Here is a 21,685-nt window from a genome sequence, read left to right as displayed (position 1 = left end):
TTTACAGAAATTTAGGGAAAACTAAACAAATTGCAGATAGAATTTACATTCATATTTATGTTAAAAATAATTGAACTTGTATTTACTTACTTAAAAATGGTAAATTGATACTAATAAGCTAACTAAAGGAAGTGAGCCCGATGAGCTCGACTAAAAAAGAAAGAAACGGATTAACGGATTGGATAAAAGCAATTGGTGTTGCACTTATTCTAGCTATTATTATAAAAAAGTTTTTGATTGAGCAATACGTGGTTTATGGTGAGTCTATGATGCCGACCATCCAAAATGGAAATCGACTGATCGTGAATAAGATTGGGTATGAGATCAGTCAGCCGGAGCGATTTGATCTGATTGTTTTTAAGGCAAATCCGAAAGAAGATTATATCAAGCGGGTGATTGGTCTACCGGGTGATCATATTGCATACCGAGATGACAAGTTATATATCAATAACAAACCAGTGGAAGAACCTTATTTAAAGGAATTTAAACGCTTTGCTGGTAATCGGACACTAACTGGCAACTTTACGTTAGAAGAGATAACAGGGCATGATACAGTACCAAAAGGCAAGATCTTCGTACTTGGTGACAACAGACTTCACAGCATCGATAGCCGCCATATCGGTTTTGTAGAGATGACTGATATCGTGGGCGAGGCAAACATCCGTTATTGGCCGATGGATGAAATGAAAGTTTTTAATGGTTTTAAAAAGGAATAAATGGGGAAAAATTCTGTAAGAGGTGAATCCCTATGACAAAACAAGATAATGAACCTAAACGAAAAAACAGCTCTATGGTGTCTAACTTTGAAGAAATGAAAGAACACGGAAAAGTGATGGAACACGTCTCCACTAACGAAGAAGTTCGTAAAAGTGGGAAAACGCCAGATCCGCAGCAGCATGACAAAGAAGAATATGATAAATAAATACAAAACAAAGCCTTCTTTTCTTTTTTAGAAAAGAAGGCTTTTTTATCATGAAAGTTTAGCAATTCTAAGAAGTACGTGCATATGATAGTGTAACCAACCCTTTTTTTCTGATAATAGCGGATTGTTACAAGCAAGTTATGCCCCGGGTTGATCAAGAACAAGCAGCATTGACTCTTGCTGCTCTGGAGGGGGAAAACGATGAGCGAGCCGGAAAAGAACAATTTTGTTGTGTCTCAGGAAAACTGGTCCCTCCACCGAAAAGGATATCAAGATCATCAAAGGCATATGGAAAAAGTGCAGGAAGCCATTAAAAACAACTTGCCGGATTTGATAAGTGAAGAGAATATCATTTTATCCAACGGGCGTGATGTGATCAAGATTCCAATCCGTTCTATGGATGAATACAAAATCCGATACAACTACGACAAGAACAAGCACGTAGGCCAAGGTGATGGAGATAGTCAGGTGGGGGATGTAGTAGCCAGAGATGGACGTGCCGGACAGAGTGGGGCTGGAAAAGGAAAAGGACCTGCAGGCGACAAACCAGGTGTCGATTATGCAGAAGCTGAAGTTTCAATCATTGAACTAGAAGAGATGCTGTTTAAAGAACTAGAACTGCCTAACCTCAAACAAAAAGAACAAGACCAGATCATAATGGAAAAGATCGAATTTAATGATGTTCGTAAAAAAGGGCTCATGGGGAACGTGGATAAAAAAAGAACAATTCTAACAGCCTTCAAACGTAATGCTTTGATCGGAAAACCAAGTGTTGCTCCTATCCATAATGATGACCTTCGCTTTAAAACATGGAACGAAGTCGTCAAACCGGAATCCAAAGCCGTGGTCCTCGCTATGATGGATACTTCAGGTTCGATGGGAATCTGGGAAAAGTATATGGCGAGAAGTTTCTTTTTCTGGATGACACGCTTTTTGCGGTCGAAGTATGAAAAAGTAGAGATTGAATTTATCGCACATCACACGGAGGCAAAAGTTGTTTCGGAGGAAGACTTCTTTAACAAAGGTGAAAGTGGTGGAACGATCTGTTCATCTGCTTATCGCAAAGCGCTTGAATTGATCGAGACGAAATATTCATCGAGCCGTTATAACATTTATCCGTTCCATTTCTCTGATGGAGATAATCTTACGAGTGATAATGCAAGATGTGTTAAACTCGTTCAACAAATTATGGAGCACTCTAATATGTTTGGTTATGGTGAAGTGAACGCCTATAATCGGCATTCTACTTTGATGAGTGTGTATAAGAATATGGATAATCCGAAGTTTAGTCATTATATCTTGAAAGAAAAAGCAGATGTGTATCATGCTATGAAGAGCTTTTTTAAGAAGAATGAAGTGAATATTTAAGCCAGTTATGATCATTGATGTCTTTGGAAGTGGTTGACCTCCGTTTCAGATGCTCGCTTTCCACGGGGCAGGCGGTGAGCCCCTTGCCACTTTGTGCCTTTAAGGGTCTCACCTGACCGCTTGTCCCACAGGAGTCTCGCACCTTGCACTCCGGTCAACTGTCTAGGGTGAAAAAATGAAAAAACTGACTCATTAGCAATAACCATTAGATGAGAGCATATAGATAAAGTTCTATTAAGATTCTTTAAGATATAAGCATTTAGAGAACGCCTATTCATAAAAAACCAAATCGCCCGCATCCATGTATTGGATGGCGGGTTTTGTTGTTGAATTCAACATAATTACATATAACTAAAGTTACGCATTATGGACGAAAAAATGGATGTAAAGGGGTGTGAAATTTGAAAATCATTAACAAGGTTGCCGTTTTCTGTTTGAGCTTAATGCTCATGTTAACTATTGTTCCTCATAAAGCTCGAGCGGACTGGTTTGATCCGTTGACTATACACTTTTTAGACGTTGGTCAGGCCGACTGTATTCTTATAAAAGCACCAAATGGACAAACGATGCTAATCGATGGTGGAGATGAACATGACGGAGATAAAATTATCTCTTATCTTGAAAAAGAAGGCGTTACGCATCTTGATATCGTTGTAGCCACTCATCCCCATCACGACCATATCGGTTCGTTAGATGATGTGATACGAGCGTTTCCCGTCAGTGTACTGTACATGCCGAACCTGCCATACGACACCAAATATTATCATGACCTTTTTCGTGTGATCAACGAAAAGCAAATTCCGGTAGATCGCGCAAAAGCAGGTGTGAATTTTAAGATGGGCTTTTCTGTAAAGGTTGAAATGCTGGCCCCTAAGGGTTCGTATTATAAACACATCAATGATTACTCGGCAGTGATTAAAATCAAGCATGGCAAAAAGAATTTTCTTCTTATGGCAGATGCAGGTGCTGAAGAAGAAAAGGAGATCTTGAAGCGTGGTGGGGTGAAGGCCGATGTTATTAAATTGGGTCACCATGGAGCCAATACGGGGACGACGATGGAATTCTTAAAAAAAGTTAAAGCGAAAACGGCTGTGATTTCGGTCGGTAGGAATAATCCTTATCAGTTCCCATCGAAAGAAGTGATGTATCGTTTAGATAACCGTAAGATGACCGTCTATCGGACCGATCAGCTCGGAGCCATTATAGCCACAAGTAATGGAAAGAAAATCATGTTTAGAACGAATGTCCTTCATTAATAATCGGTTTTCTTGCGTCTTTTAGAAAAATACAAGAAAATAGTATAAAACGCTTAAGATGGGGCTGGTTAACCGTGATCAAGGCATTGGTGTTTGATTTTGATGGAACAATTTTGGATACAGAAACGCAGCATTACAACGCTTTTCAAGAATTGTATCAGGAACATGGAAGCGATCTGCCGCTCGAAGTTTGGGGAGAATGTATCGGTACCCATTCTGATTTTAATCCTTACGAATATTTAGAGAGACAGATTGATCAAAAGCTTAATCATGAAGTGCTGCGAGCAAAAAAGACAGAGCGTGCACTTGCTCTAATATCGGAACAACGGGAACTTCCTGGAATTCTTGATTACCTTGAAGCTGCAAAAGAACTCGGATTAAAGGTTGGTCTTGCATCAAGTTCTTCGCGAAAATGGGTAGAAGAGCATTTAGATAGAATAGGTTTGAAGCACCATTTTGAAGTTATTAAAACAGCAGATGATGTTGAAAAAGTAAAACCAGATCCCACACTATATCTTGAAGCGGTACAAGCCTTAAATGTAAGACCTCATGAAGCGATCGCATTTGAAGACTCTGTAAACGGATCAGTGGCGGCTAAAAAAGCAGGACTTTATTGTGTGGTTATTCCTAATCCCGTTACAAAACATATGACATTTGGCGATGTTGATCACCAGATGGAAACCCTAGCAGAGTTGAATCTCGTATCACTTATTAAGCAGGCAGAGAAAAAAGGGTAAAGAAACCAATATGGTTAGAATACAAGGCATCAATCATATTACGATTAGAGTTTCAAACATAGAAAGTTCCAAAATATTTTATATGAACGTACTAGGTGCTAAAATCGTTCATAAAGGGAATACAGATATATACTTAGACGTCGGGGGAGTGTGGCTGTGTTTGATAGAAATAAAAGATGCAAAACCTATGGATAAAAATCAAGTAGGTGTTGATCACTTTGCATTTACAGTTTCTGAAGAACATTTTCCTAAAGCGGTCCAGTTGCTGCGTGAACAAAATGTTGAAATCACGAGAGGACCGATACAAAGAGGTGGGGGAAACACAGTCAGTTTTAACGATCCGGATGGAAATGAGATAGAATTCTTCACTGGCAGTCTCGAAGAGCGGATGAAGAATTGGAAGTAAGTTATGGAAGTTAGTTAGAGGAGTGGATAACATGAGTGAGATCGACGTATCAAAATTCGAGAAAAAAATAGAACTTCGCAACATTGAGTTTGAAGATATTGATGAAATCTTAGAACTTCAGCAGATCTGTTTTCCAGGAAACATGGAGCCTTGGGAACGTGAGCAGCTAGAGAGTCATCTACGTATCTTTCCAGAAGGACAATTTTGTGTAACGTATGAAGGAAAGATTGTTGGAAGCTGCTCAAGCTTAATGGTTAATTTTGACGAGTATGATGATAAGCATACGTGGGATGAGATTACAGATAAAGGCTATATCACGAACCATGATCCTGAAGGTTTTAACTTATATGGTATTGAAGTTATGGTGCACCCTGAATATCGCCGAATGAAGATAGGTGCACGTCTTTACGAAGCGCGTAAAGAACTAGCAGAGCAAAAGAACTTAAAAAGTATTATTCTAGGCGGTAGAATTCCAAACTACCATAAACATTCAAAAGAAATGACGCCTCGCGAATATGTAAGAGAAGTCATTCAGCACAACATCTATGATCCAGTGTTAACCTTTCAATTAATGAACGGTTTTACAGTAATGCGTTTAAATAAGAGCTATCTGCCTGATGATAAACAATCAAATGCCTATGCGACACTAATGGAATGGAACAATGTTGACTACATTCCGAATAAAACGAAAAAGTATTTTAAAACGAGTGAGCCTGTTCGAATTACTACGATTCAATATATGATGAAGACGATTGATTCTTTTGAAGATTTTGCGACACAAGTTGAATATTATACAGATGTTGCATCAGATCAAGGTTCAGATTTCGCTGTGTTTCCAGAGCTTCTTACTACTCAGTTGTTATCGTTCTGTGAAGAAAAGAGTCCCAGCTTAGCCATTCGTAAGCTAACCGAGTTTACAGAGCAATACATCGAACTCTTTACGAATCTTGCTGTACGTTATAACGTAAACATTATCGGTGGCTCCCACTTTGTTGAAGAAGACGGAGATATCTATAACGTGGCTTATTTATTCCGAAGAGATGGAACGATTGATAAGCAATATAAAATTCATATCACACCGAACGAACGGAAATGGTGGGGAATTACAGCTGGTGATAAAGTACAAGTATTTGATACAGATTGCGGAAAAGTTGCGATATTAATCTGCTATGATATCGAATTCCCTGAACTTTCACGTATTGTAACCGATCAAGGTGCAAAGATCATTTTCACCCCATTCTGTACAGAAGATCGTCAAGGATATCTACGCGTTCGATACTGTTCGCAAGCACGTGCGATTGAAAATGAGATCTATACAGCAATCGCAGGAACGGTTGGAAACTTATCGCAAGTAGAGAACATGGATATTCAATATGCTCAGTCCGGTATCTTTACACCATCTGATTTTTCGTTTCCAAGAGACGGAATCGTTGGGGAATGTCACCCAAATATCGAAACAGTTGTTGTAGGTGATGTGGATTTAGAGATTTTAAGAAGACAACGTAAAACAGGAAGTGTAACTCTTCTTAGAGATAGAAGGCTAGATCTATATAGTGTTGTTCAAAAAGATAAAAGTAAATAACGATGAGAAGGGCGGTAAGCGATAGATAGCTTGCCGCTTTTTTTCTATTTCTCGGGAAATATCACGAACCCTGTCAATGTGTAAGACTGGTTTATTGCGGGATTTTATTTTTTGTGCTGAAAGCGGTATAATAAAGGCCGTATTTAATAGATATGGCAGGAATAACTCGATTCATATCGAAACTAACAAAAAAACAATTAGCATTCATTTTATATAACATAAGGAGGCAGTACTATGTCCTGGGAGACAACATATGAGAAATGGATAGGGAAAGAAGAGCTCGAACAACCATTAAAGACTGCATTAGAGGAAATTAAGGAAAACAGGACAGCGCTTGAAGACTGCTTTTATAAAAATTTAGAATTTGGAACAGGTGGTATGCGAGGAGAAATCGGACCTGGTACAAATCGTATGAACACGTACACGGTTCGGAAAGCTTCTTTAGGATTGGCTCATTTTATTGAGCAGCAAGGTGAGAAAGCTAAAAAACGCGGTGTTGCAATTGCATACGATTCTCGTCATCAATCACCAGAATTCGCGATGGAAGCAGCGAAAACATTAGCTTCTCAGGGTATTCAAGCTTATGTATTCGAAAGCTTAAGACCTACACCTGAGTTATCTTTTGCGGTTAGATACTTGAAAGCTTATAGTGGTATCGTTGTTACAGCAAGCCATAATCCACCAGAATACAACGGATACAAAGTTTATGGTCCAGATGGTGGTCAGCTTCCACCTAAAGAAGCTGATGAAGTGATCGAAAAAGTAAATGCCGTTGAAGATGAACTTTCTATTGAAGTGAGATCTGAAGAGGAACTCAAAAATGAAGGGTTGATTCAAATTGTTGGTGAGGAAATCGACAAAGCTTACATGGAGCAACTTTTAAAAATTAGTTTGAACCGCGAAGTGATCAATGAGATGCATGACTTAAGCATCGTTTTCACGCCACTTCACGGAACTGCAAATATTCCGGTTAGAGAAGGACTTCAACAGTTAGGATTTACGAATGTTACCGTCGTTAAAGAACAAGAACAGCCTGATCCTAATTTTTCAACAGTAAAATCACCTAATCCAGAAGAGCATGCTGCGTTCGAATTGGCAATTAAGTACGGACAAGAAACCGATGCTGATATTCTAATGGCAACTGACCCTGACGCAGACCGAGTAGGAATCGCGGCTAAGAACAGTAAAGGTGAATATGAAATCCTTACAGGTAACCAGACTGGTGCACTCATGATCGAATATATACTTTCTCAACGTGAAGAGAAGGGCAGCTTATGCTCAAAAGGAATCATCTTTAAAACGATCGTAACTTCAGAACTTGGTCGAGTTATCGCAGAATCATACGGTTTAACGTGTGAAGATACCCTTACAGGCTTTAAGTTTATCGGTGAAAAGATCAAAGAATACGAAAAAAGCGGAAAACATACATTCATTTTCGGTTATGAAGAAAGCTACGGTTCCTTAATCGGAGATTTTGTTCGTGATAAGGATGCTGTTCAAGCTTGTTTGATGGGAGCTGAAATGGCTGCTTATTACAAAAAACAAGGAAAAACACTTTTTGATGCTTTAGATGATGTTTACAAGAAACATGGGTTTTATAAGGAAGGTCTTGAGTCCCTAACATTAAAAGGTAAGTCTGGAGCAGAACAGATCGAAAATCTATTAGCTGGTTTTAGAGCGGATATGCCGCTTGAAGTGAATGGTCAAAAATTAGTGGTTTCTGAAGACTACAAGGCGAGCGTTCAATACAATGTAGTGAAAGATGAAAAGAGTGACATCCATCTTCCAAAATCAAATGTACTCAAATATCAATTAGAGGATGGTTCATGGTTCTGTGTAAGACCGTCAGGAACAGAACCGAAAGTGAAGTTTTATTTTGGTGTTTCAGCAGATTCACACAAGAATGCTGATGAAGCATTAGTGAACCTCAAAAAATCTGTAATGGATATGGTTCATGAAAGAATGCAAAAAGTGGCACAATAAATAATATGAGGCTGTGAGGATCTTACCTTGCAGCCCATTTTTCTAAAGATTTGACATAAACAACAAACAGATGTAATATACCCCTATAGGTATATTAAGAAGAGGTGCTGAAATGGAATACACACAAGAAATGAAGAATCGTTTAAAAAGAATTGAGGGGCAAATACGTGGGGTATTGCGTATGCTAGAGGAAGAACAAGATTGTAAATCTGTTATCACTCAATTGTCCGCATCACGTACAGCGATTGACCGTTCAATTGGATTAATCGTAGGCACCAACCTTGAACAGTGTTTACGTGAACAAATGGCAAACGGAGAAGAAATGAATTCTGACATTGTAAAAGAGGCTGTGCAACTTCTCGTAAAAAGTCGTTAATATCTGTCAGTAGTTAAGACTGTTGACAGATTTCCTTTTATCAATTAATATACCCCTATGGGTATTTTGAGGTGCAATCTTCATAATAATTAAGAATAAAATCAGAAGTTTGTCATATATTTTTTGTCATTTTATATACCTATACGGGTATTGGTACTTGTTATGAAAGGGAGATGTTGATTATGTCTATTAAGACGATTGAAGCAAAAGAAGTAGAACGATTATTAGTAAGCGGTAATCCAATCAATATCATTGATGTTCGTGAAAATGATGAAGTTTCTCAAGGAATGATTCCGACCGCAACACATATTCCGCTTGGAGAGATCCTTAACCGAATTCATGAGTTGGATTCAAACAAAGAGTATGTCATGGTTTGCCGGTCTGGAAAAAGAAGTGAAAAAGCATGTACGATTTTAGCTTCACACAATATTAAAGTGATTAACATGTTAGGCGGAATGCTTTCTTGGAAAGGTAAAACAATTATCAAATAAGTGGAGGTTACAAAATGAGTATTAAAGTTGATCAAGTATTAGATTGCAAAGGATTATCATGTCCATTACCTATCGTTCGTACGAAGAAAGCGATGGATCAGCTCGAAGCAGGTCAAGTTATTGAAGTTCAGGCAACAGATAAAGGCTCATTGGCTGATATTCAAGGCTGGGCAAGAAACACGGGGAATCAATATTTGGGCACAAAAGAAGAAGGAGAAGTTCTTAAGCACTATTTAAGAAAATCAAATCCTGGTGAGGTTAAAGAAGCTGTGAAGTTCGAGCATACAATTCAGAACGATGAATTAGAAAAAGTCTTGGCTGAAAATAAAGATGATATGCTTCTTCTAGATGTAAGAGAGCCGGCAGAGTATGAGTTCAAACGTATACCTGGGGCAGTATCGATTCCATTAGGAGAACTTGAAAGCAAATTAGACACACTTGAAAAAAATAAAGAAATCCATGTTATTTGCCGTACTGGATCAAGAAGTGATATGGCTGCACAAATGCTGGCTGAAAATGGATTCCAACGTGTTAAAAATGTATTACCTGGTATGGTTGAATGGAATGGACCGACTGCATAAAAAATTTTAACTTTAAATATACCTAGGGAGGTATTTTCAAAATGATAAAAGCATTATCAGCTAAAGAAGTGGCAAATCGAGTTGTTGACGGAAACATGTTTATCCTGGATGTTCGTAATGAAGGTGACTATAAAGATTGGAGAATTGAAGGAAAAGGAATTAAATCGATTAACCGTCCTTATTTTGATTTGATCGATGGGGTTGAAGAAGTATTAGAAGATCTTCCGAAAGAAGAAGTTCTTGTTGTCTGTGCAAAAGAAGGATCTTCTATCATGGTAGCAGAGATGCTTGATGAAGCAGGCGTTAAAGACGTCTATTATCTAGAAGGTGGTATGAAGTCTTGGAGTGAGTATTTGATGCCGGTGAAGCTTGGGGATTTGAAAGATGGAGGTTCGATCTATCAATTTAATCGTATTGGTAAGGGATGTCTTTCATACCTTGTAGAATCAAACGGTGAAGCGGCAATTATTGATTCTGCTCGTACGATTGAAGCGTATGAAGACTTTGCAAAAGAAAATAATCTTGAAATTAAGCACATGATTGATACCCACCTTCATGCTGATCATATTTCAGGCGGACGTAAACTGGCAGAAAAGACAGGTGCAACTTATTGGTTACCACCAAAAGATGCTAAAGAAGTAACATTCTCTTTCGCTAAATTGGAAGAAGGAAAAGATATTACGATCGGCAACACGAAGATTGAGATTCAACCTTTATATACACCTGGTCATACGATTGGAAGTACTTCTATGATCGTTGACGGACAATTCTTGCTTTCTGGAGATATTCTGTTCGTTGATTCGATCGGACGACCAGATCTTGCTGGTAAAGCAGAAGATTGGGTTAGTGATTTACGTGATTCACTATATAACAAATACAACAACCTTTCTAAAGATCTTGTCGTGTTACCTGCCCACTTTGGAAAGATCAGCGAACTAGATGAAAGAGGTGCGGTTTCAGCACCACTTGGAGAACTCTTTGAAAAGAACGATGGATTAAACATTAAGAATGAAGATGAGTTTCGAAGAGCTGTAACGGAAAACTTACCGCCACAGCCAAATGCATATCAAGAAATTCGTCAAACAAACATGGGGAAAATCGACCCTACAAACGATGAGCAGCGCGAGATGGAAATTGGTCCAAACCGCTGTGCGATCACTGAGTAACTAAACAAAAAAACTATATGGAGGTTTTACAAATGAACATAACTCAAACTTTAGACACAAAAGGATTATCTTGTCCGATGCCGATCGTCAAAACAAAGAAAGCGATGGATACACTTTCAAGTGGAGACATCTTAGAAGTGTTAGCAACAGATAAAGGAGCAGTTAATGACCTTTCTGCTTGGTCTAAATCTTCAGGTCATGAATTATTAGAGCATACAGAAGAAGACGGCGTATTTAAGTTTTATATTCAAAAAGGTTAATAAAAAAATTTGTGCAACCAGATACCTATAGAGGTATGGGTATCTGGTTCAAAAGGAGCGTTCAATAATGGAACAAACACAAGATAAATCAACAATGGTTGTATTTAGTGGTGATCTTGATAAAGCGATGGCAAGTTTTATTATCGCAACAGGTGCTGCAGCGATGGGGAAACAAGTAACAATGTTCTTCACATTCTGGGGACTAAACATCTTAAGAAAAGAAGAATACGTGAACGTAAAGAAAACATTCATGGATAAAATGTTTGCAAAAATGATGCCGCAAGGACCTGAAAAGTTAGGTATCTCAAAAATGAACTATGGTGGTTTAGGCGCGAAGATGATGAAGTATACGATGAAGAAGAAAAACATCGTAACACTAAAAGAATTAATTGAAATGGCGCAAGACTTAGATGTTAAGATGGTTGCTTGTACGATGTCAATGGATGTCATGGGTATTACGAAAGAGGAACTTATTGATGGTTTAGATTATGCAGGAGTTGCTTCATACCTAGCTGATGCAGATGAGTCTAAGATCAACTTGTTTATTTAAACAATATCAGCTTTAGGGGAGGTGAAGTCATGGAATTGGGGTTCATAATCACAATCTTTCTAATAGGCTTTATAGGTTCTTTTATATCCGGAATGGTAGGTATCGGCGGATCCATCATCAAGTACCCAATGCTTCTCTATATTCCTGCAATGCTCGGCTTCACAGCATATTCTGCTCATGAAGTATCAGGGATCAGTGCGGTTCAAGTATTCTTTGCAACGATAGGTGGCGTTTGGGCGTATCGTAAAGGCGGTTATCTGAACAAGACATTGATCATCTATATGGGTAGCGCCATCCTAGTAGGAAGTTTCATTGGTGGATTTGGTTCAGAAGCGATGTCAGAATGGCAAATCAATATTGTTTATGCTGTATTAGCTACATTGGCTGCTATCATGATGTTGATTCCTAAAAAAGGGATCGATGACATTCCATTAGATCAAGTTAAGTTTAATAAATGGCTTGCTGCAGTTCTAGCATTTGTCGTTGGTGTAGCAGCGGGTATCGTAGGGGCTGCAGGTGCATTTATCCTTGTACCGATCATGTTAGTCGTCCTAAAGATACCAACGCGAATGACGATTGCTACATCACTTGCCATTACGTTTATTTCGTCAATCGGCGCTACGGTTGGCAAGATTACGACAGGTCAAGTTTTACTATGGCCGGCGGTGATTATGGTAGTAGCTAGTTTAATCGCTTCTCCACTTGGGGCGCAGTTTGGTAAAAAGATAAATACAAAAATTCTTCAATTTATCTTAGCAGCACTGATAATCGCTACTTCAGTCAAGATCTGGCTAGATATTCTTAGTTGAAGTTAAAATAAATTTAGGCGAGAAGAAACAAGGACCCGAAGTACTTTATTGATACTTCGGGTCCTTTTTTTCATTAAAGCTATAGGGAATAGTGTCATTGAATTCCTTTCAAAATGAAAGCAATAGCAACGACTATATGATATTGAGAAAATGCATTGGTGCTGAAGATTAAATTGAAGCGGGAAATAAATTGTAAGGGGTCAGTCCCCCTAGATGCTTCTATAGAAATTGATCGACCGGATCAACGTCATCGTCATGGTTGCGAAACCGACGGAAAGAATCGTTACGAGAGAGTAGAAGAGAATGCCTTCTCCCATCACATAAAGGCCAGCGATTATGACTGCTGCATCAATCAAGAAGATAACCATCCCAACATTAATGGAAAACCATCTGGAAAGGAAAAGAGCGATTAGATCCGTCCCACCTGTACTTGTTTCATGACGCAGCATCCACCCGATGCCCGTTCCGATGAACAATCCTCCGATCACAGACCCTTCCATTACAGAGACTGAAAACACTCCTCTTAGAGGAGATAACAAATCAATGATCAATGACGATACGAGTAAGCCATGAATGCTGTTTATGAAATATCGACGCTCTAGTTTCCAAGCTATTAAATAGATTGGAATGCTTAGAATAATGATTGTAAGCCCGACTTTATAACCCCACACATATTTTACGAGAAGACTAATGCCGATCATTCCTCCGTCGAGAAGGTGAAAGGGAACAATGAAACCATTAATGCCTATGCCAAGTAATACGCTTCCTAAGAAAATCGCTATCGTCCGTTCAAACATGGCATTCACCCTGTCTAAGATTATTTCTACATAATATGCTTGGTTGTACAAGAATAGTCATCTGCACAGGGTGTTTGTCCGTGTCTCTTTTCTTTTTTGTGCATGTAATAGTATAGAAAGCCCCTTGCTTGCAGTGCAAAATAGGGAAGGTGATTGGTGTTGAAGAACTTCAGAAGAGAAGCGAAGTGTCTTTTGGAGAGGCAGGTAGTGGTGGATACAACAAATCATTCTTACGAAGGAAGACTTAGAGCAGTTGAAAGAGATTATATTACGCTATGTGTGATGAGCGATAGCCATAACTATTGGGATCAGATCATTATTCGTATTGAAGAGATCGTTGCGATATCTACCATTTGATCATAAAAAAAATCCCTCGCATCTTAAAAAGTGCAGAGGGATTTTTTGTTTATTTTTTTGTGAAACCTAGCGTGATCGGTTGAGGTTGCTGAGGGGGTGCACAGCATAAAGATAAATCTCGTGCATCACCAGCGGATTCAAATTCAGAGTCTTCCTTCGTATAGAAAATCTCCCAAGCGTTGCCGTCAGGATCATATACCCACACTTTATCTTGAACGGCGTAACAGCAGGTTGTATCCATCTCATCGATTAAGAGCAATCCTGATTTTCTAAGTCTTTCTCCCATAGCCAGAACATCTTCCGTGTTGTTAACCTGGAAACCGAGATGATTTAGGACTCCGTCTTTTGAAAAGGGACGTGCATTCAATGAAAAGTGAAGAGCGGGTTGATCAAGCTCAAATTTCGCGTAGTTCTCTTTTACTTTTGTCGGGTCCGTACCGAAAAAGCTTTTATAGAACTCTAAAGATTTTTCTAAGTCTGAACAATTGACTGCAACATGCATGCGTTGAATCATCATAATCTCTCCTTCTTTTTAAGATAGTAGCAATAACCATAAGTAAAGGCCGGTAAGCGTTATGAAAAGTGTTGGGACAGTCAAAATGATTCCGACTTTGAAATAATAGCCCCATGTGATCTTTACACCTTTTTTCGATAAGACATGCAGCCATAATAGAGTGGCAAGTGAACCGATCGGTGTGATCTTAGGTCCTAAATCAGAACCAATTACATTTGCATAGATCAATGCTTCACGAATAACTCCTGATGTATCCGTTCCCTGTATAGCTAGTGCATCGATCATAACCGTTGGCATGTTGTTCATAACAGATGATAATATAGCCGCCAAGAAACCCATTCCAATTGTAGCAGAGAACAATCCTTGATCAGCGATAACTTGAATCCAGTTGCCTAGCATATCTGTAAGTCCTGCATTACGAAGACCATAAACGACTACATACATTCCTATTGAAAAGACAACAACAGTCCACGGTGCATCTTTAATTACTTTTTTTGTGTGAATTGCAGGACTTTTACGAGCAACGATGATAAAGAAAAGAGCTGCAGCACCTGCAATGAATGAGACAGGAACACCAATAAATTCACTCGTTAAATACCCGATTAATAGAACTGCTAGTATAATCCATGATAGCTTGAACATCTTCTCATCTCGAATGGCTTCTTTTGGTTGTTTGAGCTGAGAGAGATCATAGTTCTTCGGTATATCTTTTCTGAAAAAGAGGAACAAAACGAGCATACTAGCGAACAGTGAAAAGAAGTTCGGCACGATCATGCGGCTTGCGTATTCAACGAATCCGATGTTAAAGAAATCTGCAGACACGATATTTACTAAGTTTGAGACGACAAGCGGTAATGATGTGGTATCTGCAATAAACCCACTTGCCATAATAAACGGTAATATCATAGCTTCTTTTAATTTCAATGCCCGAACTTGAGCAAGTACGATAGGAGTCAGAATTAATGCTGCGCCATCATTTGCAAAAAAGGCTGAAACTGCAGCTCCGAGCAGAATCACATAGGCAAACATTTTCTTACCGTTTCCACCTGCAAGTCGCGCCATATGTAAGGCTGACCATTCGAAGAAACCGATCTCATCTAAAATAATTGATATGAGTATGATCGCAACAAACGCTAATGTAGCATTCCACACAATCCCGGTAACTGTCCACACATCAGCGAGTGAAACCACGCCAAGAAGAAGTGCGATGATAGCTCCAACGGTCGCAGACCAACCGATGGAAAGACCGCGTGGCTGCCAGATAACAAAAATAATCGTAACTAAAAATACAGCGAAGGCCATTAACGCCATGCTGTTCATAAGAATCCCCCCTATTTATGTAATTCTAAGTTAGCAACAAACTTTTCCACCTGAAGCTTTTAACTCTTCAATCTTAGCTGACATATCAGGTAGTGCTTCTAAATTTGCTTTAATGAATGGATAGATTTCTCCATCAATGGAGTAGAAGATCCATTGGCTGTTACGTCGTTCTTTAACGAGTTTAGCTTGCTTCAATTTTCTTAAGTGTTGTGAAATACTAGGCTGTGTCATCTTTAAGATATCAACTAACTCACATACACATAACTCTTCGTGGCGGAGTAATGCTAATATATTCAATCGTGTTTTATCTGCCATTGCTTTATAACATTCCGTTAACTGATCAAGTTCCATAATTGACTTCACCTCATTAGTATATAACCATATGTTTATATAAAATGTCAAAGAATATATAAATAAATATTGATATAAGGATATACTTATATTATGATGGTCTCGAAAGAAGTTCTTTAGGAGGTTTTACAAAATGGCTAAACCAATCATCTATTTCCTTTGCACAGGTAATTCTTGTCGTTCTCAAATGGCAGAAGGATTTGGACACCACTACCTTGGTGATAAATATGACGTATACTCAGCTGGCATCGAAGCACATGGTGTGAATCCAAACGCGATTAAAGCGATGAAAGAAGTGGATATTGACATCACGAACCAGACATCAGATGTGATCGACAAAGACATTCTAGAAAAAGCAGACTTAGTCGTAACGCTATGTGGTCATGCAAACGATGTATGTCCAGCAACACCACCTCACAAAACACGTGAACATTGGGGATTCGATGATCCAGCAGGAAAAGAGTGGAGTGAATTCCAACGCGTTCGTGACGAAATCGCTGCACGTATCAAACGCTTTGCTGAAACAGGAGAATAAAGTTATACAAAGCTCAGGAACTTCATAGTTCCTGAGCTTTTTTAGTATGATTTTCTTCATTTCGCTCATGTTACTAATGAGGTGATCATGTGAAACGTCTATTTATTTGCGGATTGATATTTATATGTATATTCATTAGCCATACAAACTTTGCGGAAGCTTCTGATAGAAGAGCCGCATTTATAAGAAGTGATGGACTTTGGCTTAAAGAAGGTGAATTAGAAAGAAAGCTTGTTGAAAGTTCAGGGCTTACTCATCCAACGTTCTCAAGCAACGGAACATACATCAGTTACATAGCGCATAGAGGAAAAGAGCTATGGGTCTATAACTGTGTAACGCGTTTAAAAAGAAAAGTATTCGATGGCGATGTGAGTTTGACGAGATGGTCTCCGACAGAATCCAAGCTTGCGTGGAAAAGTGGTGGTGTGCTCAATGTGATCGACCTAACAAGACCTGCTTCATCCTTTCAAAATGTCATCCTAGGCACAGGAAACTACAGTTGGACACCTGACGGGAGAGGGTTTGTTGTCTCATCTTCTGCAAATTTAGAGCCTGATGGCTGGAGTCCAGTTCGACTTTTTTATGTTCCTTTAAATGCAAACGGAGATTTAAAAAAAGTACAGAACATTACTACACTGCCTAAGATGAGTGATACGTTCTTTGCTATAGGTACTACAGAATTCAAGTGGGGGATGGATGATCAGTGGTTTGCGTTCATCGCATGTCCAACAGCATCCATGTCGGCAGACAGCAACACGTTAATGGTTGTTTCTTTAGACGGCTCTAAAACTCGTATGATTGGAAACATGTTGGATCAGCCGAACTGGTTCAACTGGTCGCCGAATACAAAACAGCTCGGCTACATAAAAGGGATCGGAAGGCTGACATCTGAAAATAAACGATTGACGGTATGGAATCCTAAGAGCGGTAAAGAGATAAATCTAAGTTATACCGGTTATGCGGACGGCGATTTTACTTGGTTGAATGATAGGAACATCATAGTAAGCCGTCAGATTGAATGGGGTTATGGGGTACCCCAGGAAAAAAGGGCAAAGCCATTCTTAGTCAGTGTAAAAATAGATGACGGAAGTGGAAAGAGATTAACGAATCCAGGACGGGGGGAAGCAGATGTTTATCCAAAAACATTACCAGGTGAACAACTGACATGGATTCGTACAAATACCCAGAGTGCAAAAGTAATGGTAAAAGAAGGTTTAGATGCACCTGAAACCTTATGGATTAATAATCTACGAACTCCACAAAATTGTTCTGGATGGTCGTGCATGTTAGATATATATGAAGCAAGGTAAAAACAAGGTGGATCCGTGAAAATGGATTCCCCTTTTTACTTTGAATAAAAGAAGTTTATGAAACCCGTCCAATATTTCACTTGTTTTCTCATGAATGCCTGTTTTGTTTCATACAGTTAAAAGTAAGGAAATAGCAGGAGGGGGAAAATATGAACTGGGACTTGCAAAATAAGGAGCTAGAAAAAGCAATAGCTGAAATTACCGAGATTGCTGACCACTTTGGCCTTGATTTTTACCCGATGCGGTATGAGATATGTCCTGCCGATATTATTTATACATTTGGTGCGTACGGAATGCCAACCCGTTTCTCTCATTGGAGCTTCGGCAAACAGTTTCATAAAATGAAGCTTCAATATGACTTAGGACTGAGTAAAATTTATGAGCTTGTTATTAACTCAGATCCTTGTTATGCATTCTTACTTGATACGAATTCGCTTATCCAGAATAAATTAATCATTGCCCATGTACTTGCACACTGTGATTTCTTCAAAAACAACGTTCGCTTTTCCAATACAAGAAGAGACATGGTTGAATGCATGACAGCAACAGCTGAACGAGTCGCTCAATATGAACATCTATACGGCAAGAAAGAGGTCGAACAGTTCTTAGACGCTGTACTCGCCATACAAGAACATATCGATCCATCACTTGTGCGAAACAAGTTAAATTATGTATTTGAAGATGAGGAAGATCTTACGCCTAAGAAAGAAACCCCTTACGATGATCTATGGAAACTCGATGACAAGAAAGGTCCCAAACCAGCATTGAAAAAGAAAAAATCATTTCCACCACAACCTGAAAAGGATATTTTGTTATTTATCGAGCAATATAGCCGCGAGCTTGAAGAATGGCAGCGTGATATCCTTTCCATGATGAGAGAAGAGATGCTCTATTTCTGGCCACAGCTTGAAACGAAAATCATGAACGAAGGCTGGGCTAGCTATTGGCACGCAAAGATCCTGCAAGAGATGGATTTGACTTCACACGAGACCATTGAATTCGCGAAACTGAACGCTGGAGTTGTTCAGCCGTCGAAGACATCGATCAACCCGTATTACTTAGGCTTACAGATTTTTAAAGACATTGAAGATCGCTACAACAACCCTGATGCAGAGTTAATCAGACAAGGAGTAAAACCTGGTTCAGGACGTGAGAAAATGTTCGAAGTGCGTGAACTAGAATCCGATATGTCTTTCATCCGAAACTATTTAACGAAAGATCTCGCTCAGCGGGAAGACATGTATCTGTTTCAAAAACAAGGTAAGGAATACAAGGTGGTTGATAAGCAGTGGGAAGAAGTACGTGATCAGCTTGTAGGGATGAGGGTAAACGGAGGATTTCCATATATCACGGTCAACGACGCCGATTATATGAAAAACGGAGAGCTCTACCTCAATCATAGCTTTGAAGATATGGAGCTGGATGTGAAATATCTAGAAAAAGTGCTTCCACATCTTCATCACCTATGGGGACGTCCTGTTCATATGGAGACGAGAATTGAACAGAAGCCTGTTTTGTTTACGTATGATGGGAAGACGGTGCATCGGAAGTATCTATAAATTAAACAAGTGTTTAATGTTAACGAGGAAAGCACGCTTAAAAAAGTGTGCTTTTTTTCTGTACAAGAAAATATAAACTCAGCAAACAAGTTTGTTTTTTGCTATTTTTAATACAAATAGTTTGAAAGGAAGTTGAAATAGTATGTGCAGTTCTTACTTTATAGATAATATGCATACCAATGATTGGACACATGTAAGAAACATCTATTTAAAAGGCATCGCTACAGGTAATGCTACCTTTCAGCAGGAAGCTCCTTCATGGAATGAATGGGATAACAGTCATTTATCATGTTGTCGTTTCGTTGTTCGTTCTAGCGATCGAGTATCAGGGTGGGCTGCATTAAGTGCTGTGTCGAGCAGGTGTGTATATGCTGGAGTTGCTGAAGTAAGCGTTTATGTAGATTCTGATTACCAAGGAAAGGGGATTGGAAGCTCTCTTATGAAAATCCTCATTGAAGATAGTGAGAAAAATGGCATTTGGACATTACAAGCAGGGATTTTTCCTGAAAACCAGTCGAGTATAGCTCTACATAAAAAATGGGGATTTAAAGAAGTGGGTACAAGAGAAAAAATTGGTGAGATGAACGGAGTGTGGCGTGACGTCATCTTGCTGGAACGAAGAAGTAAAAAAGTTGGAGTATAAAAAATCAATTTTTTTTGATTTATTAGTTGCAAATTAGTAAATAAAGGATATAATGAAGTTACATCAAATAATTTTGATGTTAGGAGTGATACAAATGAAAAAAGAAATTCCTTTATTAAATACAATAACTACAGCATCAAACCAAGATTTAGAGAAATATGAACAAAAGTTTAAAGCGCTCGCTGATCAGCAGCGACTGCAAATTATCAATATCCTGGCTGTTAAAGAAAGTGTATGTGTTTGTGATCTCACGCCGATTATTGACATGCCGCAATCTAAGCTATCGTATCATCTAAAAATTCTGTTAGAAGCAGACTTGATAAAAAAGGAAAAACAAGGTACCTGGAACTATTATTCTTTGAATGTAAGTGAACTAAAAGGAATTTTATCAGATCAATTATGCTGTGTGTTTTTACCATCATCTTGTTAAATGACGTACTACGCTGTAGTACTTCATTTTTACATATAACATCAAATTTTTTTGATGTATAAATCAATTATTTTTGATATAACCGAGGACGATTTTTATGAATATTTATTTTCTTGAAAAGATGATTGAAATGAAGAAAAGAGAAGTGGAAAATTTTGCGAAAGAAAATGGCAGACCAAAACAAATAAAATCAAACACTTTTAGTAGATCACCCTTTATAAAGAGGGAAACAACACAATCAAATCAAGTATGCTGCGCTTGATAAAAAGGGAGAAGAAATATTATGTGGATGGATACCTTTCAAAGTTTTTTAAGTATAGCCCTAGAACTGACTATTCTGTTCGTAGTGATCTCGTTTGTTATCAATTTACTTCAAGCTTATATCCCTTATGAAAAAGTTGAGAAATATTTGGGAGGAAAGAACAAAGGAATAGGAGCATTATTCGCATTACTCTTTGCTTTTGTAACACCTTTTTGTTCTTGCTCTACCATACCAGTTGTTGTGAACATGTTAAAAAAGAAAATGCCTTTTTCCATAGTGATGGTATTTCTTTTTTCCTCACCCGTACTTGATCCCACGATCATCACTATTATGGGAGTGTTATTAGGGTGGAAAGTAACGATCCTCTACACCATCATCACAGCGGTATTTTCTGTGATCATCGGTTTTGCACTTGAAGCATTAGGATTTGAGAAATCAGTAAAGAACGTCGTGATGTCAGGGTATCAAGAAGAAACGAAAAAGTTTGATGTGAAAGTTGCTCTTTTAGAAACAATGAATTTGATGAGGAGTGTTTATCCTTATCTTTTACTCGGAGCAGCTATTGGAGCTGTTATTCATGGATTGGTACCAACAAATTGGATTGCAAATACGTTTGGCAGCGATAACTGGTGGATCGTTCCGATAGCGGCGGTTGTAGGGATTCCTTTATACATCAGGCTATCGAGCATGATTCCGATCTCTCAAGTTCTGATCGCAAAAGGTATGGCGCTTGGCCCTGTGATGGCACTCATGATCTCATCAGCTGGTGCTAGCCTTCCAGAGGTTGTTCTCTTAAAGTCCATTTTCAAGAAAGAACTCGTCATTATGTTTGTCCTATCTGTGATTACCATGTCAACAATCTCTGGTTTTATTTTCTATCTTGTTTAAGATCTTTCACAAAGCTTGAAAGGAGGTGAAATTAATGAGTTTCATAAAAATTTTCTTCGGAAACAAAAATGAAAAAGAAGCTAATTGCTGCAGCGTTCAAATTGTTGAAGTAAGTGATAGAGAAGAAGCAATATGTTGTGAAACAGAGAATAGTAAGGATCAAAACAAATGTTGCGTATAAATTAACAAAAATCAATCCACATATTCTGCTAAAAAACATTCCTATTTTAGG

27 protein-coding genes are annotated in these 21,685 nt (G+C 38.6%); 23 read left to right on the top strand and 4 right to left on the bottom strand.

Going from position 1 to position 21,685, the window contains the following annotated elements; all coding sequences use genetic code 11:
- Positions 1 to 140 precede the first annotated feature (140 nt).
- From lepB to FS458_RS17395, 15 genes are all read left to right on the top strand, one after another.
- Positions 141 to 716 carry a signal peptidase I gene (lepB, locus tag FS458_RS17460; protein ID WP_144703107.1) on the top strand — a complete coding sequence of 192 codons (576 nt, stop codon included), beginning with the start codon at positions 141 to 143 and terminating at the stop codon, positions 714 to 716.
- A gap of 32 nt (positions 717 to 748) precedes the next feature.
- On the top strand, positions 749 to 922 hold the full coding sequence (locus FS458_RS20835) for a hypothetical protein (protein ID WP_186320607.1): 174 nt from the start codon (positions 749 to 751) through the stop codon (positions 920 to 922).
- Between the two features lie 201 nt (positions 923 to 1,123).
- Positions 1,124 to 2,290, top strand: coding sequence for a sporulation protein YhbH (gene yhbH / locus FS458_RS17455; protein WP_144703105.1), 1,167 nt, complete (start codon positions 1,124 to 1,126; stop codon positions 2,288 to 2,290).
- A gap of 401 nt (positions 2,291 to 2,691) precedes the next feature.
- On the top strand, positions 2,692 to 3,546 hold the full coding sequence (locus FS458_RS17450) for a ComEC/Rec2 family competence protein (protein ID WP_144703102.1): 855 nt from the start codon (positions 2,692 to 2,694) through the stop codon (positions 3,544 to 3,546).
- Between the two features lie 74 nt (positions 3,547 to 3,620).
- A complete protein-coding gene (locus FS458_RS17445) occupies positions 3,621 to 4,283 on the top strand; it encodes an HAD family hydrolase (RefSeq protein WP_144703099.1) in 663 nt (220 codons plus the stop codon).
- A 10-nt stretch (positions 4,284 to 4,293) separates the two neighbouring features.
- On the top strand, positions 4,294 to 4,689 hold the full coding sequence (locus FS458_RS17440; RefSeq protein WP_144703096.1) for a VOC family protein: 396 nt from the start codon (positions 4,294 to 4,296) through the stop codon (positions 4,687 to 4,689).
- 31 nt (positions 4,690 to 4,720) lie between these two features.
- Positions 4,721 to 6,271, top strand: coding sequence for a bifunctional GNAT family N-acetyltransferase/carbon-nitrogen hydrolase family protein (locus tag FS458_RS17435; protein WP_144703093.1), 1,551 nt, complete (start codon positions 4,721 to 4,723; stop codon positions 6,269 to 6,271).
- Positions 6,272 to 6,505: 234 nt separating this feature from the next.
- Positions 6,506 to 8,254: a phospho-sugar mutase gene (locus tag FS458_RS17430; protein WP_144703090.1), complete on the top strand. Its 1,749-nt coding sequence runs from the start codon at positions 6,506 to 6,508 to the stop codon at positions 8,252 to 8,254.
- Between the two features lie 112 nt (positions 8,255 to 8,366).
- The gene (locus FS458_RS17425) at positions 8,367 to 8,630 is read left to right on the top strand and encodes a metal-sensitive transcriptional regulator (RefSeq protein ID WP_144703088.1); all 264 of its coding nucleotides are present in this window, start codon (positions 8,367 to 8,369) and stop codon (positions 8,628 to 8,630) included.
- A 188-nt stretch (positions 8,631 to 8,818) separates the two neighbouring features.
- Entirely contained in the window at positions 8,819 to 9,121 is a 303-nt protein-coding gene (locus FS458_RS17420; protein WP_144703789.1) for a rhodanese-like domain-containing protein, read from the top strand.
- A gap of 14 nt (positions 9,122 to 9,135) precedes the next feature.
- Complete coding sequence (locus FS458_RS17415) at positions 9,136 to 9,702, top strand: sulfurtransferase TusA family protein (protein ID WP_144703085.1); 567 nt, start codon at positions 9,136 to 9,138, stop codon at positions 9,700 to 9,702.
- Positions 9,703 to 9,743: 41 nt separating this feature from the next.
- Complete coding sequence (locus FS458_RS17410) at positions 9,744 to 10,868, top strand: MBL fold metallo-hydrolase (RefSeq protein ID WP_144703082.1); 1,125 nt, start codon at positions 9,744 to 9,746, stop codon at positions 10,866 to 10,868.
- A 32-nt stretch (positions 10,869 to 10,900) separates the two neighbouring features.
- The gene (locus FS458_RS17405) at positions 10,901 to 11,128 is read left to right on the top strand and encodes a sulfurtransferase TusA family protein (protein WP_144703079.1); all 228 of its coding nucleotides are present in this window, start codon (positions 10,901 to 10,903) and stop codon (positions 11,126 to 11,128) included.
- Positions 11,129 to 11,195: 67 nt separating this feature from the next.
- Positions 11,196 to 11,678 (top strand): DsrE/DsrF/DrsH-like family protein, encoded by a 483-nt coding sequence (locus tag FS458_RS17400; RefSeq protein ID WP_137790616.1) that lies wholly within the window; start codon positions 11,196 to 11,198, stop codon positions 11,676 to 11,678.
- A 29-nt stretch (positions 11,679 to 11,707) separates the two neighbouring features.
- Positions 11,708 to 12,487, top strand: a complete 780-nt coding sequence (locus FS458_RS17395; RefSeq protein WP_144703076.1) for a sulfite exporter TauE/SafE family protein — start codon at positions 11,708 to 11,710, stop codon at positions 12,485 to 12,487.
- A gap of 209 nt (positions 12,488 to 12,696) precedes the next feature.
- Here FS458_RS17395 and FS458_RS17390 read toward each other — a convergent pair whose 3' ends face one another.
- Positions 12,697 to 13,284, bottom strand: coding sequence for a YitT family protein (locus FS458_RS17390; protein WP_066391252.1), 588 nt, complete (start codon positions 13,282 to 13,284; stop codon positions 12,697 to 12,699).
- Positions 13,285 to 13,443: 159 nt separating this feature from the next.
- On the opposite strand from FS458_RS17390, the gene FS458_RS17385 reads away from it, so the two are divergent.
- On the top strand, positions 13,444 to 13,641 hold the full coding sequence (locus FS458_RS17385; protein WP_186320606.1) for a DUF2642 domain-containing protein: 198 nt from the start codon (positions 13,444 to 13,446) through the stop codon (positions 13,639 to 13,641).
- Between the two features lie 49 nt (positions 13,642 to 13,690).
- Here FS458_RS17385 and FS458_RS17380 read toward each other — a convergent pair whose 3' ends face one another.
- The 3 genes from FS458_RS17380 to FS458_RS17370 are packed head-to-tail and all read right to left on the bottom strand — an operon-like array spanning position 13,691 to position 15,826.
- The gene (locus tag FS458_RS17380) at positions 13,691 to 14,152 is read right to left on the bottom strand and encodes an ArsI/CadI family heavy metal resistance metalloenzyme (RefSeq protein WP_370630153.1); all 462 of its coding nucleotides are present in this window, start codon (positions 14,150 to 14,152) and stop codon (positions 13,691 to 13,693) included.
- 21 nt (positions 14,153 to 14,173) lie between these two features.
- Entirely contained in the window at positions 14,174 to 15,466 is a 1,293-nt protein-coding gene (locus FS458_RS17375; protein ID WP_370630152.1) for an arsenic transporter, read from the bottom strand.
- A gap of 39 nt (positions 15,467 to 15,505) precedes the next feature.
- Positions 15,506 to 15,826 (bottom strand): ArsR/SmtB family transcription factor, encoded by a 321-nt coding sequence (locus FS458_RS17370; RefSeq protein WP_066391258.1) that lies wholly within the window; start codon positions 15,824 to 15,826, stop codon positions 15,506 to 15,508.
- Between the two features lie 133 nt (positions 15,827 to 15,959).
- Between FS458_RS17370 and arsC the strand changes: the two genes are divergently transcribed.
- From arsC to FS458_RS20830, 7 genes are all read left to right on the top strand, one after another.
- Complete coding sequence (arsC, locus tag FS458_RS17365) at positions 15,960 to 16,361, top strand: arsenate reductase (thioredoxin) (RefSeq protein WP_144703067.1); 402 nt, start codon at positions 15,960 to 15,962, stop codon at positions 16,359 to 16,361.
- An 89-nt stretch (positions 16,362 to 16,450) separates the two neighbouring features.
- The gene (locus FS458_RS17360) at positions 16,451 to 17,671 is read left to right on the top strand and encodes a hypothetical protein (RefSeq protein ID WP_144703064.1); all 1,221 of its coding nucleotides are present in this window, start codon (positions 16,451 to 16,453) and stop codon (positions 17,669 to 17,671) included.
- A gap of 149 nt (positions 17,672 to 17,820) precedes the next feature.
- A complete protein-coding gene (locus tag FS458_RS17355; RefSeq protein ID WP_144703061.1) occupies positions 17,821 to 19,230 on the top strand; it encodes a SpoVR family protein in 1,410 nt (469 codons plus the stop codon).
- 142 nt (positions 19,231 to 19,372) lie between these two features.
- Positions 19,373 to 19,873, top strand: coding sequence for a GNAT family N-acetyltransferase (locus FS458_RS17350; protein WP_144703059.1), 501 nt, complete (start codon positions 19,373 to 19,375; stop codon positions 19,871 to 19,873).
- 94 nt (positions 19,874 to 19,967) lie between these two features.
- On the top strand, positions 19,968 to 20,303 hold the full coding sequence (locus FS458_RS17345) for an ArsR/SmtB family transcription factor (protein ID WP_144703056.1): 336 nt from the start codon (positions 19,968 to 19,970) through the stop codon (positions 20,301 to 20,303).
- Between the two features lie 283 nt (positions 20,304 to 20,586).
- Entirely contained in the window at positions 20,587 to 21,453 is an 867-nt protein-coding gene (locus tag FS458_RS17340; protein ID WP_144703053.1) for a permease, read from the top strand.
- A gap of 34 nt (positions 21,454 to 21,487) precedes the next feature.
- Positions 21,488 to 21,634, top strand: coding sequence for a hypothetical protein (locus tag FS458_RS20830; protein WP_186320605.1), 147 nt, complete (start codon positions 21,488 to 21,490; stop codon positions 21,632 to 21,634).
- The last annotated feature ends 51 nt before the right edge of the window (positions 21,635 to 21,685 follow it).

The organism is Fictibacillus phosphorivorans, assembly GCF_007673525.1.
Lineage (GTDB): Bacteria > Bacillota > Bacilli > Bacillales > Fictibacillaceae > Fictibacillus > Fictibacillus phosphorivorans_C.
This window is presented reverse-complemented; position numbering and strand designations above follow the sequence as displayed.